Consider the following 14,069-nt stretch of genomic DNA (forward strand, 5'->3'; position numbering starts at 1 on the left):
CTTACTTAGATACCGCTTCGTTCTGCTTACTCAGCTCATTCAACAAAGTATCGCAAATCACTGAAATCGGCATAGTAAGCCCTTCTAAGCGATACGTAAGACTGGTCGGCTTCGTATTTAACACTTTCATACGATCCCACTCTTTGGCCGGCACGGATGCCATATCCCAGTTGGCCATTTTACTGTCATCGGCCCAGACAACGGACAACACATCATTGCGTCTAACGATGCTCTTAATGCCGATAGCACGGGCTTTTTCCTTCAACATGGCCATTTGCAGCAAACGATTCACCGGCTCCGTAGGTGTACCGAATCGGTCAATCAATTCATCTGTAAAATCACGTAATTCTGTAAGATTGTGAATCTGTAACAAGCGCTGGTAAATCTGAATTTTACGAGCGCTGTCTTTAATATAAGCATCGTCAATGAACGCATCCACACCCAAGTCGAGGGTCGGCGCGGCCAATTCTTTCGGACGCACCGTGCGATGCTGCGCTTTGGCGATGGCTTCTTCCAGCATGGAACAGTACAGGGCAAAACCGACTGATGCAATGTTGCCGTGTTGCTGAGAACCCAGCAAGTTGCCGGCACCGCGAATTTCCAAGTCGCGCATAGCCAGTTTAAAACCGGCCCCCAGTTCAGTAAACTCTTCAATCGCTTTCAAGCGTTTTTCCGCCGTTTCACTGAGCATTTTATCAGGACGGTACATGAAATACGCATAAGCACGACGACGGGAACGACCTACGCGGCCGCGCATCTGATAGAGCTGGGACAAGCCCAAATGATCCGCATCATAAATGATGATGGTGTTTGCATTCGGAATATCCAGCCCCGTTTCAATAATGCTGGTACAAAGGAGCAAGTCGTACTGTCCTTCATAGAAGTCCACCATGATGGATTCCATCTGCGTGCCCGTCATTTGACCATGTGCGATGGCGAAGCGCAAGTCAGGCATAGCCTGTTCCAACAATTCGCCCATATGCTCGATAGAGGCTACGCGGTTATACACGAAGTATACCTGGCCGCCGCGCTGAATTTCACGGCGTATAGCGTCCACAATGAGCTTCATATCGTATTCCACCACATAGGTCTGTACCGGTAAACGATCTTCCGGCGGCGTGTTGATTACACTCATTTCACGAACCCCTACCAAGGACATGTGCAAGGTTCGCGGAATCGGAGTGGCACTCAATGTAAGTACGTCAATGTTATTGGCCCAGCTCTTCCATTTTTCCTTCTGCGCCACGCCGAAACGCTGCTCTTCATCCACAACCAGAAGGCCTAAATCTCTAAACTTAACCTTCTTGTTAAGCAAAGCATGCGTACCGATGAGTACATCCAATTCACCATTGGACGCACGCTGAATAATATCTTTTTTCTCCTTCACACTGCGGAAACGATTTAACACGTCTACGCGCACGCCGAAGGAGCCAATACGGTCTAAGAAAGTCTGGTAATGCTGCTGCGCCAACACAGTCGTAGGCACCAGCACCGCTACCTGCTTGCCGCTCATTACGGCCTTGAAAATAGCGCGCATGGCCACTTCCGTCTTGCCGAAACCTACGTCGCCGCAAAGGAGGCGATCCATAGGAACAGGCTTTTCCATGGACTCCTTAATCTCTTTCGTCGCCTGAATCTGATCTTCCGTTTCTTCATACGGGAAGGCTTCTTCAAACTCCTGCTGCCATGGTTGATCCGGTAAGAAGGCGTACCCTTCCACCACTTCTCGTTCCGCGTAGAGCTGAACCAGCTTTTCCGCTAAGTCATCAATGGACTTCTGCGCCTTTTCACGCACCTTGCCCCATTCACGACCGCCCATTTTATGAATTTTCGGCACATCGCCTTCATTGCCGATATACTTCTGCAATTGATCCAGATTATCAGCCGGCAAATAAAGGCGGTCCGTACCGGCATAGGCGATTTCAATGTAGTCCTTGTGAACCCCTTCCGTTTCAATGGTTTTCAGGCCCACATACTTACCGATACCGTGAACGGAGTGAACTACATAGTCCCCGATAGTCAAATCGGAGAAATACGTAATTTCCTGCCCTTTGGCCGCTTTTTTACGGAGTCGTTTCTTTTGCTGCCCGTAAATATTACCTTCCGTAACTACAACAAGGTTACAGTGTGGTAATTCAAAACCATCCGTGAGTAGCCCTTCAACAATAAGCACCTTCCCCGGAGTGGCCATGAATTCATCCGCCTTGGTATAAGCCAAATTAGCTTCTGCTAAAGCCCGTTCAATCCCTTCCGAGCGTTGTCGGTTGTTCATAACCAAAATAACCTGACGACCTCGCTCCTGCCAAGCCTTGATTTCATCCGTCAAAAGCGGAATCTGACGCTCGAAGGACACCATGGACTTCCCTTGCAGGCCCACTGTATGGCTCGTGCCGAAGGAAGCGATGCGCTGCTGCATGAAGTTAAATCCGATTTCCACCTTGGCCTTCGATGTATTAAGAAGTTCCGACCAGGTCATGTGCTGTGACCGGTGCGTGGCGTCTTCTTTTAAGAACCCTCGTAACGTTTCCTGTAAGCGGTTCGGCTCATCGTAAATAATAATACCGTTCCCACCATAGGAAAGGAGGGAATCATTTTCGTCCGGCACTTCGCCCCCATGCAGCTGATTGTCGCCATGCAAATTAAACGGCATAATCGTACAGTCGTCCACCGTTTCAATGGAGCGCTGCGTATCGCGTGAGAACAGGCGAATCGTATCAATTTCATCATCGAAAAACTCGATGCGGTACGGATTGTCACTGTTCACCGGGAATATATCTAAAATATCGCCGCGCACACTAAAATGACCACGTTGTTCCACCTGGTCTGTTCGTTCATAGCCGATAGCTACTAAATTTTCCAATAATTGATCCCGCGCCACTTCTTCATGCACGTTCAATGAGATGATACGCTCTTTCAAGTCGGCCGGTGACAGGATATACTGCGTCGCCTCTTCAATGGTGGCCACCACGATGACAGGCTTGCCGGTCAACAACTTGCCCAACGCACCCATCTGCAGGGCCTGATTTTCCAAACTGCGGGCCGCCGTGATGAAGGCTACCTTTTCAGTAATTGGAAAAGGTATGACATCCATTTCGGGCAGGAAAAACGTTAAATCCCGTTCCCATCGATCCTTGTGCTCACGGTCGTGCACGAGCACAATCGTCGCCTTCGGACCGTTCCGCTTTATGGCCTGACTATAAACAAACGCCTTCTGCGAACTCCCCAGGCCGTACAAAATGTGCTTGCCCTTCGTACTGAACGCATCCTCCGCTTCCTTATAGGCAGGATAGTTATATAGTAAATCTTCCAATGTTTCCATGATTCTTCTTACCTTTAAAACATGATTCTTTTTACGTTAAAATCTAAAATTGCCGTTTCCTACTGTTCAGAAAATAAAAATTAAGCATTAAAAATTGCAACGACAAAACGGGCTTTAGCTATGCCAAAGCCCCATATAATACATGTTCTTATTTAGTTTAACACAGTATGAGATGAGGGGCAATAAAAAAAGCACCTTGTGAAATCTCACAAGGTGCGTATGTACTGTACTGGTGCGGGAGAAGGGACTTGAACCCCCACGCCGTAAGGCGCCAGATCCTAAGTCTGGTGCGTCTGCCAATTCCGCCACTCCCGCAACAAAGATATATTACCACATATCAAATAGGTCGTCAATAGTTTTTACTTAATTATATAACACATTATGTTATACTTCTAAATCTCTAAAGAGAATTACTCTTTATAAGAATAAGCAAAAATGAGAATTAAATTCTGATAGTCCGGCATATATACGGATGTAAAGTTACCGAAGTCTTTAATCCCGCCCTGTCTTTGTCGGAACCAAGGTACCGCGATAGTTCCATCGGCAACAGCATATGGCATAGAGTTTATTCTTCCCTTAGACACCAGTCTAGTTGATTGATCCGAGGACATCAGTTTCATCTGTTGTAGCCGGCCCTCTTTAATCGCAAAATATCTGTAATCAACGAACCCGCCTCCAGTCATCTGCTTTGCTGACACTAAAATATCCGGCTGACCGTTTACCCCCTTAATCAAGTAAACTCCACCTGTATATGATGGTCTTATAATATTAATATATTCAGCATGACCTGTCGGATTATCTCCAAACAACTCAATACCTTGCATCTCTACTATGTCTTCTTTTACTGAAGAAATATATACATAGTAAGCTTTGGCCTTATAAATCATATCATTGGAACTGTAACTCCAAGGGGCCGAACGGCCTGCATAAGATTCACCATCCCCGATTATATACACATTATATGCGTTACCATCAGTACTATGCATAAGGAATGACAATCGGCTTTGTTTTGCCGCATCAATATCGGTCAAACTGTACGCAGCTGCAAATATTTGTGGTATCCCAAAAATCACCAACAGCGTGAAAAACACCATACTTCGAATTAGTTGTTTCATAAAGTACCTCCCCTACTTTAGCTATGCCCTATTCTACTTCAAAGCAAAATAAAAAATAGACATTAAATAAGTCACATTAAGCCCTTATTTAATGTCTATTATAAATCATATTACATGATAAAACTATTACGTAAAATAAAATCTTTTAAATCGCCCAAAAAGAGTCGTGGAATATAATCTTACGATATGTTTCAAAGCGGAGCCATTTGTCATGCCATGCGCCGTCATGTTGCAAGGTATCGTCAAAGGATTCGGCGATGAATTGTTTTACATCGTCAGCGGATTTTACCTGCACAGCGAAACCGCGACCGTTCACCACGGCCACATCGTTGTACACATACTCATCCAATGGCACCATAGCCGCCAATTTACCGCCTCGTACTTCAATAGCCACTTTATCGCGAACAACTAAAATGTCGAAGTTGGCCGGATAGTTATAGCTGTCACCGGCAAGCGGCAAGTTATCCCCCACTGTATAGGTTTCACGGTTAGGACGGATTCTATCTACTTTTAAGCCTTCCACATTGTAGTAGAATTCGTCAAAAACGTCGCCGCGCGCTGTCAGGCCGTTATGTTCAAAGCTGTGCTGTTCAGCTACGGTACCTACGGCTTCCACAACGCCGCAAGCAGATGTCATGTTGCTTACGCGGTTGATTAAAATAAGCTCGCCCAACGTCTTGTGATGGCGGAACTCATCCATAACCACCGGCGTTTGGAAATGAAGCGTGCAAAGGGCAATGCTGTTTTTACCAAGCGTTGCAGCCGGTAAATGTTCACCGGAGTTCACGTCGATCTGGTACTGAATGTCTGTCACCGTAGCAGCCACCTGCTTTGTGCCGAGACTTACCAAATATTCATTACCCACTTCAAGCGGTTCGTCGTCCATCCAAAGCAGTTTCACGCTGGCAATCTGTGCGATTTCAATGCCCGTCTGTTTTACAAGCACACTGCCGCGGGACACGTCGATTTCGCGGTCCAATTCTACCGTTAACGGCTGGCCGTTGTGCGCTTCCGTCACTTCGCTGAAACCGACCATTAAGGACTTAACCTTAGCCGATTCGCCACTTGGTAAGACGGTCAATGTATCGCCCAATGCAACAGAGCCTGCTTCCACCTGGCCTTGGAAACCGCGGAATGTATGATTCGGACGGCAAACGCGTTGTACCGGCATATAGAAGCCGTCTTCCGGCGCACCGGATGCGTCCACTGTTTCTAAATATGGAAGCAAAGCCGGTCCTTCATACCAAGGCATAGTGGTAGCTTTTACAGTAATATTATCCCCTTCCGTCGCCGACACAGGAATAACCTGAACCTGTTTAAGGCCCACTTCTTTTGCAAGAGCCGCAATGTCCGCTTCGATGTTCCGGAATACATCTTCCTTATAGCCTACAAGGTCCATTTTATTCACGGCAAACACGAACGATTCAATCCCCATCAACGCACAAATGCGGGCGTGACGGCGAGTCTGCACTAAAATGCCCTGAGACGCGTCCACGAGGATAATCGCCAAATCCGCAAAGGAAGCGCCAACGGCCATGTTACGGGTATATTCTTCATGGCCCGGTGTATCCGCCACAATAAAGCTGCGGTTATCGGTCGTAAAATAGCGGTACGCCACGTCAATAGTAATCCCCTGTTCCCGTTCCGCCATGAGTCCGTCCAATAATAAGGAGTAGTCGATAGCGCCGCCGCGGCTGCCCACCTTACTTTCCAATTCCAGCGCTTTCGCCTGGTCTGCATATAATAATTTTGCGTCATATAAAATGTGGCCAATCAAGGTGGATTTACCGTCATCCACACTGCCACAAGTAATAAATTTCAAAAGTCCCTTCATCGTTGTATCCTCTCTGTTCTCTAATCTCTTTAGAAATAACCTTCCCGTTTGCGGCGTTCCATACTGCCTGCCGCTTCACTGTCAATCACGCGGGTCGTACGTTCGGACGATACAGCCGATAAGGTTTCTTCAATGATTTCATCAAGCGTAGTCGCATCAGATTCGTTGCCGCCGGTGAGCGGATAGCAACCTAATGTACGGAAACGAACTTTTTTCTGTTCGATTTTTTCGCCGGGACGCAATTTAAAGCGTTCATCATCTACCATGATAATGTTGCCGTCGCGGTACACAACCGGACGTTCCGCCGCAAAGTACAAGGACACAATGTCGATATTTTCACGTTTAATATATTGCCAAATATCTTTTTCAGTCCAGTTCGATAAAGGGAACACGCGGATGCTTTCGCCCTTATTGATTTTGGCGTTATACAATTTCCACATTTCCGGACGCTGATTCTTAGGATCCCAGCCGTGGGATGCGTTACGGAAGGAGAAAATACGTTCCTTCGCACGAGATTTTTCTTCGTCACGGCGACCGCCCCCAAACGCTGCCGTGAAACCGTATTTGTTAAGCGCCTGCTTTAAGGCCTGTGTTTTCATAATATCCGTGTACGCCGAACCGTGGTCAAATGGATTAATCCCCTGATCCACGCCGTCCTGATTGATGTACTCAATCATGTCTAGACCGAATTTCTTCGCTGTTTCGTCACGGAACTTGATCATTTCCTTAAATTTCCACGTCGTATTTACATGTAAAAATGGAAATGGCGGTTTTTCAGGATAAAACGCCTTGCGCGCCAAGTGAAGCATAACCGAGCTGTCCTTCCCGATGGAGTACAACATAACCGGCTTTTCACACTGCGCCGCAACCTCGCGGATAATATATATGGCCTCCGCTTCCAATTCGTCTAAATGGCTGTATTCACTCATTCGCTAAACCCTCTCTCTTTATCTATTAATTCATTGAAATGCTTTTTGATGTAAAAACATTCTCCAGTTTATTTCTTAGCTTATTACTTAGCTTTTATTGCTTAGTCATATGCTTTCTACTCATTGCTCTGCATTATGTTTACTATGTATAGCTTAGTATTTATTTGACTCCTGGGCATTTACCACAATGGTTTGGCTTTCGCCGGTTGGCGACGTGTATTCCCAGTTCCAGTATTGTCCGTCGCGGCGGGCTTTCATAGTGCCGCCCAGACCGCCCATATCAGGTCCCAAGAAATAGGCAATGGCTCCTACCGGACATTCTTTAATGCAGGCCATACACCCCCAACAATCCTTCGGATAAGCCATGAAGGCTTTTCCCTGTTCACTCATAGCCGGTAAGCTGCCGGGGCAAACATTAACGCACCGCTGACAACCTACACAAGTCTGCTGATCGATTTTGATGCTCATAATGCGCCTCCTTTGCTGAGAACTGTACCGTCTTGATGCTTATAATGAGTCGTCGTTACTAACGGACGCTGACGAATCTCAATACCCTTCTCCGTAGCCACGGAATTTACATAGCAGAGCCATTCATCACTCGTTTCCGGATAATCCAAATTTTCCGCAAAACTGTGCCAACGCGTTTCTTTGCGCGCCCCCAAATGAGCGATCAAGGTGAGGCAGACAACCAGTCGTTCCTTCAATTCGAAAATGAACAGTAAGTCGTGAAGATTGTCCGCTTTTAACTGTTCCGCCATACCGATTAACTCTTCAATGCGCGCTTTCGCCTTCGCCAGCTGCTTGCTGTTAAAACGGTAATACGAGCCGATACCTCCGGCATAGCTGTCCATGGCACGCTGCATCGCTTCTTCCAGTTGCTCCGTCGTGTAGAGCGGCGCTTCACCTGTAAGGAATGCATCGTAAGCATCCAGATACGCTTTCGCTTGGGCCGCTACAGTGGAGGAAACAGCATCTGAATTGACTTCATGAGCTCTTTGAGCCGTTTCTTTTTGCCAACGCTCCGCAATGGCAAGGGCTGCAATTTCACCTTCCGCCAACGCACCGGTTACGTATTTTTGCGGACATCCGCCGGCCACATCGCCTGCTGCAAAGAGATTGCGAATCGTCGTTTCACGGTTCGTATCCACCCAATAACCGCTGGCTGTATGGCCGCCCACGATATATGGCTCAGTCCCTTCAATTTCCACATTCTGCTGCGCCGGACCCACACCGGATTCAAGCCATTTCAATGTCTGACCGGGTGCCATATTAAGATACGCCTTCAACAGATCCATATTCTGCTCGCTCGTAATCCCTTCCGTAGCCAGGTAACATGGGCCGTGCCCGTCCAACGTTTCCTTCACCGTGCCGTATACGCGTTGCGAAGTAGTAAGACCGTATTTCGTTTCATACACCTCGCCGTCCGCATTGACCTGCTTAGCGCCCACGCCCTGGGCGATTGTGCCGGTCGGGGCAATCGTATCTTTGCAGCGAAGAGCGATAAAACGCATTTCAAAGGTGGTCATTTCAGCGCCCGCTTTAATCCCCATAGCATAGCCGGCGCCCGTGTTAAATGGTGAATACCACATTTTATGACGGGAAAATCCCGGATTGTTCGGGCGATAAAGGCCCGCTGCGCCACCGGTGGCACAAATCACATAGGGTGCATAGATTTCATAGGCCACATTGTTGCGCAATGAAAAACCTACGGCTCCCTTGATTTCGCCGTTTTCCACCAAATAGTCGGTCATGATTACATGCTCCAACACCGTCGTGTTCGGCAAAGCTCGCACTGCATCAGCCAAGATAGGCTTAATGTTTTCGCCGTTAATCTTAATGTTGCGATTACCGCGCGCCATATACTCGCCATATTCGTCTTTTAAAATGACAAGCCCCAAATCTTCCAACACCTTGGTTACGCCGTTAAGACGCTCACTCATGGTGAGCAGCAAGTCATGACGTACAATGCCGGCCGCGTCCTTCGTAGCATAATCCACATAATCCTGCGGTTTGCGACCTTTTACAATATATGCGTTCAACGCATTCACGCCTGCCGCCAAACAGCCGCTGCGCTGAATCGCCGCTTTCTCTACAATAAGAACTTTCGGACTACCCTCTTTTTGCAAGGTCAGCGCCGCATAACAGCCGGCCGTGCCGCCCCCGATAATGAGAACATCCGTGTCGATTCGCTCTCGTTTCTCAAATTTCATAAATCTATCCCACCTAATTCTTAACTGCCGAATGCACAAAATCACTCTAAATATAGAAAATCGGTCCGATTTCCAACGCTTTATTCTTCGCAATGTGAACGTCCGTATTACTGCACAGAAATAGCCGATAAATCAGCACATCCACTTCTTCGCCCACGGTAAACGTATTCGCCTCGATAGGCTGCTCCGCTTCAAGGATATGCTCCCCAATGCGAATCTGCATGCTCAGCCTTGTGCCCTGGAAGGTAACTGATTCAACCACGCCCTGTTCCACCGCACTCTTATTACCGTGATCCGCGTCTCTTTTGAAAACCGCCACAAACTCCGGTCTCACAATGGCCCAATCGAAACTCTCTTTTTTCTTAAATCCGGTCAGTGTTTCATAGTTCACAATACCTTTCGCTTTTCCCATGAACCCCGCCACAAACGGCGTTGCCGGCGTACCGTATACATCTTCCGGTGTGCCCATCTGCTCGATGCGGCCGTTGTTCGTTACAATGATTTCATCCGCCAGTTCAACCGCTTCTTCCTGATCATGAGTCACGAAAATGCTGGTAATACCGGATTTTTTAATGGTCGTTTTCAACCATTGACGCAACTCATGCTTAACCTTCGCATCAATGGCTGCAAACGGTTCATCCAAGAGCAGTACATGCGGTCTCGGTGCCAACGCACGGGCAAAGGCCACACGTTGCCGCTGACCGCCGGACAACTCGCCGGGATAGCGATTTCGCAAATTACTGAGACCAACCAACTCCAGCAGCTCAGTGACCCGTCGTTCAATTTTGCCCTTGTCTTCATTTAGCACCGTCAAACCAAACGCAATATTATCAAACACCGTCATATGACGAAACAAGGCGTAATTCTGAAATACAAAGCCGATGCCCCGCTTGGCCGGTACAATTTCATTCACTCGCTGCCCTGCAATATAAATATCGCCCCTATCAGGATGCTCAAGGCCCGCCAACATGCGTAGTATCGTCGTTTTGCCGCTCCCGCTGGGACCAAGCAACGCTACAATACTGCCTTCCTTAATCTGAAAATTCACGTCTTTCGACGCTTCATAATTACCATATTGTTTAAAAATGCTGTTCATAGCCACATAATCGGCGGCCTGTTCAGCCACTATTTCTGAAGGTAATAGACCCATCTCATCACCTCAAATTCTCTCTCAAGTTTTCTCAAATTTTTTATATATTCCCTATAATTTATTTCCCATGACCCACACGGTGCTCCACATAGGCCCGCAATAAAAGAAGAACTACGGACAGGAGCACCAATAAGGACGAAGCCGCGAAGGCTGCCGTCACACCGGTGGCAGAGCCCGACATGTACAAGGCGTCAATTTCGAGGGGTAATGTAAACGTACTGCCACGGGATTTTGACAACGCCGCTACGGCACCGAATTCGCCAAGAGCTCGCGCCGCACACAGTAACACGCCGTATAAAAAGGCCCATTTTATTTGCGGGAAAGTAACTTTCCAAAAAACGGTCAGCCCCGAAGCCCCCATCAGTACCGCCGCTTCCTCTTCTTCCCGTCCGTTCGTGTGCATGATGGCGATTACTTCGCGAAATACAAAGGGCAAAGTCACGAAGATCGTAGCCAAAAATACGCCCGGCAAGGCAAAGACAACGCGCCAATTCGTGCCCAGCCATTGGTTGATTGTGTCCAGGATTCCATAGCCCCAGCCGATGCGGCCAAATACCATTATGAAGGCAAGACCGGCAATAACCGGAGAAATGGAGAACGGTACATCGATTAAGGTCATGAGGAACTGCTTCCCTTTAAAGTCGAATTTACCGATGCAATAGGCTGCACAGAGGCCAAAAATACCGCTTACCAGTACTGCCACCAAGGCTGCCACCAGTGTTAAACCCAGCGCCGACAACACATAGGGCGTCGTAATTGCTTTGAAGTAAAAGCCCCAGCCCTGCGCCAATGAGCTGATAACGACCGTAACCAACGGAAATACGAGCATCAAAATGACGAACAGAAAGCCAATGGCTATTAATGTATTTTTTACCCAGTTAGACTGCTTCATCCTATCGACCTCCTAACCGCCGCGCCTGACGAAGCTGCATCAGATTCACGGTAAGTAAAATTAAGAAAGCCAACACGAGCAGTACCAGCGCCATGGCCGTAGCCCCTTCGTAATCTACATAATTGAGCTTTTGCATGATCACGTAGGATACGACCTGCGTCTGCGCTTTCGCACTGTTTCCGGATATGTAAATGACGCTGCCGTATTCACCGAGCCCTCTGGCAAAAGCCAAGGCAAAACCGGCCAGACCGGCAGGTAAAATTTCCGGTAAAATAATACGTCTGAAAATCGTAAAATTAGAGGCCCCCAAAACGGCACCCGCTTCTTCGTAAGCCCCGTCTAATTTTGCCAATACAGGCTCCACGGAGCGAACTACGAAAGGAATGCCCACAAAAACCAAGGCTATAATAATACCGATTTTCGTGTAAACAATGGATATGCCCAACTTAACCAGCTCACTGCCCAACAACCCCGTTTCCGAATACAGCTTGGACAAGGTAATCCCTGCCACCGCCGTTGGCAATGCAAAGGGCAATTCAATGAGGCTGTCAATGATGCGGCGCCCCGGAAAGGTATAACGAACCAAAATCCACGCCAGCAACGTGCCGAACACTAAATTGATAGAGGCTGCGGCAAAAGCGGTCATAATGCTCGTTGCAAATGCATGCCACACAACGGGTTTGGAAATGGCCTGCCAAAACTCAGCCGGCGGAATCTGCAACGCGAATCCCAACACCGTGCCGATTGACAAAATCACGATGATCGATAAAATAGTCAATGTAACGCCCATGGTTAAACCGAAACCCGGTAGCAACCGTGGTGCTTTAACTTTTTTATTTGACTTAGATACGTTAGCCGATTTAGATACGTTAGCTGACTTAGATATGTTAGCTGAGTTAGATACATTAGCTGAATTAGATACGTTAACTGAACTAGATACGTTAACCGAATTAGATGCGTTTTCTGATTTAGATATTTCAGCTGTTTCAACTTTTACTGTTTGATTCTGCATTCTTATAGACACCCCCTACTCATCTCGAATTGTATCGAATAGGGCGCCATCTACAAAAAAGCGCTCATACGCGGCCGACCAGCCGCCGAAGTCACGAATCGTTACCATGCGCGCCGGTGTAGGATACTCCGCCGCCACTTCCTTCATAACGTCCGGATTGGTCGGTCTAAAACCATATTTGGCAATGAGTCGTTGACTGTCCGGTTCATAAAGATGCGACAAATACTCATGTGCCACCTCATAAGTGCCATGTTTTTTCGCAATCTCAGCCACAACGGCCACACTCGGCTCCGCTACGATGGAAACAGACGGTGTAATGATTTCATATTCGCCGGGATAATGCTCCATAATCTGCTTCGCTTCATTTTCCCAGGCCAGCAACACATCGCCCTGCTTGTTTTCCACAAAGGTCGTCGTAGACGCACGTGCTCCCGCATCCATAACAGTCACATTGTTATACAGCTTTTTAACAAACTCGTTGCCTTTCGCCGTATCGTGCTCCGGACCTTCGCCGTACGCATAGGCTGCCAGGAAAATCCAGCACGCACCGCCGCTGCTCTTCGGATCCGGTGCAATCAAACGAACTCCCGGCTTCACTAAATCCGCCCAGTCTTTAACTTGCAGCGGATTCCCCTTGCGCACTAAGAACACCACCGTCGATGTATATGGTGCGGAATAATTCGGCAATGCCGCTTCCCAGTTGGGATCCAATAAACGAACCTTGTTCAGCAAATTCACATCCTGTGCCAAGGCCAATGTAACCACATCCGCATCAAAGCCTTCTACCACGGCTCGTGCCTGGTTACCGGAGCCGCCGTGAGACTGATGGATTTCCACGTCTTTGCCGGTTCGTTCCTTATAATATTTTGAAAAATCGGCATTATATGCCTCGTAAAACTCTCGGGTCGGATCATACGACACGTTCGTCAACGTCGTCACTTGCGCGCCGTTCTCCGCAGAAAATGAATGACCCGCTCCCCATAGCATAGCCCCCACTATGCCAATTGAAAGAAGTGTGTACCAACCTTTTCGCTTCATAGATATAACCTTCTTTTTAATTCTCTCTATTATGTTAAACTCTCTCTTTGTCGCCACTCGATTGCGCCCCTTTACTTTTTCCCAAATCCAACCTGCATACAATAGGCTTGTAATTCCTATAATTTTGACAGGTATTTAAGGCGCACCACGTGCATGAAATGTAAAGTTGTCTGTAATTTTACTTTTTAATTCATACATTGTCAATAGGATATTGTCTATCCGGTGTGTACAATCAATTTGCATTAAATTATAATACATTTTTATTTGAGTTTATTTCTCAAAAACATATCTCGAATAAATAGTATAAAAAGAAGTCCTGTTCTGCTATTATCTGTGTGATTTTAGGTAAACATTTATCTTCAGTTAATGAGATTGTTTTTCATTTCGCTTTTAAGGCATCAGTTATATCTAATAAACAAGATACGTATGCATTTGTTTCATTGTTTCCAAATGTCTCTTTCATCCACTTTGACCTGTCGCTCATTAGTCGTAATGGCAATAAAAAATGAGGTGACGATTCAATCTATCACCTCATTCGTATGTGTTCTCTATTAAATTGTATCTATGTTA

General features: G+C 47.2%; 10 protein-coding genes and 1 tRNA gene. All 11 read right to left on the reverse strand.

Translation table 11 applies throughout. The annotated features are described in order from the left end of the window. Nucleotide 1: 1 nt before the first annotated feature. Nucleotides 2-3,319 (reverse strand): transcription-repair coupling factor, encoded by a 3,318-nt coding sequence (gene mfd, locus KHZ77_RS07085; protein WP_295197230.1) that lies wholly within the window; start codon nt 3,317-3,319, stop codon nt 2-4. A gap of 230 nt (nt 3,320-3,549) precedes the next feature. Next, nucleotides 3,550-3,634, reverse strand: a tRNA-Leu gene (locus tag KHZ77_RS07090). 95 nt (nt 3,635-3,729) lie between these two features. Beyond that, nucleotides 3,730-4,434, reverse strand: a complete 705-nt coding sequence (locus tag KHZ77_RS07095; RefSeq protein ID WP_295197233.1) for a hypothetical protein — start codon at nt 4,432-4,434, stop codon at nt 3,730-3,732. 145 nt (nt 4,435-4,579) lie between these two features. Then, nucleotides 4,580-6,268, reverse strand: coding sequence for a GTP-binding protein (locus tag KHZ77_RS07100; RefSeq protein ID WP_295197236.1), 1,689 nt, complete (start codon nt 6,266-6,268; stop codon nt 4,580-4,582). A gap of 29 nt (nt 6,269-6,297) precedes the next feature. Beyond that, nucleotides 6,298-7,197 carry a sulfate adenylyltransferase subunit CysD gene (gene cysD, locus KHZ77_RS07105; RefSeq protein ID WP_295197239.1) on the reverse strand — a complete coding sequence of 300 codons (900 nt, stop codon included), beginning with the start codon at nt 7,195-7,197 and terminating at the stop codon, nt 6,298-6,300. Nucleotides 7,198-7,350: 153 nt separating this feature from the next. Then, nucleotides 7,351-7,665: a 4Fe-4S dicluster domain-containing protein gene (locus KHZ77_RS07110; protein WP_295197241.1), complete on the reverse strand. Its 315-nt coding sequence runs from the start codon at nt 7,663-7,665 to the stop codon at nt 7,351-7,353. Then, the gene (locus KHZ77_RS07115) at nt 7,662-9,407 is read right to left on the reverse strand and encodes an adenylyl-sulfate reductase subunit alpha (protein WP_295197244.1); all 1,746 of its coding nucleotides are present in this window, start codon (nt 9,405-9,407) and stop codon (nt 7,662-7,664) included. The genes KHZ77_RS07110 and KHZ77_RS07115 overlap by 4 nt, the downstream gene beginning before the upstream one ends. A 46-nt stretch (nt 9,408-9,453) precedes the next feature. Next, the gene (locus KHZ77_RS07120; RefSeq protein WP_295197246.1) at nt 9,454-10,557 is read right to left on the reverse strand and encodes an ATP-binding cassette domain-containing protein; all 1,104 of its coding nucleotides are present in this window, start codon (nt 10,555-10,557) and stop codon (nt 9,454-9,456) included. Nucleotides 10,558-10,615: 58 nt separating this feature from the next. Next, nucleotides 10,616-11,449 carry an ABC transporter permease subunit gene (locus KHZ77_RS07125; RefSeq protein ID WP_295197249.1) on the reverse strand — a complete coding sequence of 278 codons (834 nt, stop codon included), beginning with the start codon at nt 11,447-11,449 and terminating at the stop codon, nt 10,616-10,618. A gap of 1 nt (nt 11,450) precedes the next feature. Next, complete coding sequence (gene cysT, locus KHZ77_RS07130; RefSeq protein WP_295197252.1) at nt 11,451-12,461, reverse strand: sulfate ABC transporter permease subunit CysT; 1,011 nt, start codon at nt 12,459-12,461, stop codon at nt 11,451-11,453. A 15-nt stretch (nt 12,462-12,476) separates the two neighbouring features. Then, on the reverse strand, nt 12,477-13,499 hold the full coding sequence (locus KHZ77_RS07135) for a sulfate ABC transporter substrate-binding protein (RefSeq protein ID WP_295197256.1): 1,023 nt from the start codon (nt 13,497-13,499) through the stop codon (nt 12,477-12,479). Nucleotides 13,500-14,069 lie beyond the last annotated feature (570 nt).

The sequence above is a fragment of the Veillonella sp. genome (assembly GCF_018364065.1).
In the GTDB taxonomy this organism is placed as follows: Bacteria; Bacillota; Negativicutes; order Veillonellales; family Veillonellaceae; genus Veillonella_A.

Bases quoted from the DNA above. Each gene is read 5' to 3' on its own strand.
- KHZ77_RS07110 (WP_295197241.1), bottom strand. From the start codon at position 7,665: ATGAGCATCAAAATCGATCAGCAGACTTGTGTAGGTTGTCAGCGGTGC.
- mfd (WP_295197230.1), bottom strand. From the start codon at position 3,319: ATGGAAACATTGGAAGATTTACTATATAACTATCCTGCCTATAAGGAA.
- KHZ77_RS07120 (WP_295197246.1), bottom strand. From the start codon at position 10,557: ATGGGTCTATTACCTTCAGAAATAGTGGCTGAACAGGCCGCCGATTAT.
- KHZ77_RS07115 (WP_295197244.1), bottom strand. From the start codon at position 9,407: ATGAAATTTGAGAAACGAGAGCGAATCGACACGGATGTTCTCATTATC.
- KHZ77_RS07125 (WP_295197249.1), bottom strand. From the start codon at position 11,449: ATGAAGCAGTCTAACTGGGTAAAAAATACATTAATAGCCATTGGCTTT.
- KHZ77_RS07100 (WP_295197236.1), bottom strand. From the start codon at position 6,268: ATGAAGGGACTTTTGAAATTTATTACTTGTGGCAGTGTGGATGACGGT.
- KHZ77_RS07135 (WP_295197256.1), bottom strand. From the start codon at position 13,499: ATGAAGCGAAAAGGTTGGTACACACTTCTTTCAATTGGCATAGTGGGG.
- cysT (WP_295197252.1), bottom strand. From the start codon at position 12,461: ATGCAGAATCAAACAGTAAAAGTTGAAACAGCTGAAATATCTAAATCA.
- cysD (WP_295197239.1), bottom strand. From the start codon at position 7,197: ATGAGTGAATACAGCCATTTAGACGAATTGGAAGCGGAGGCCATATAT.
- KHZ77_RS07095 (WP_295197233.1), bottom strand. From the start codon at position 4,434: ATGAAACAACTAATTCGAAGTATGGTGTTTTTCACGCTGTTGGTGATT.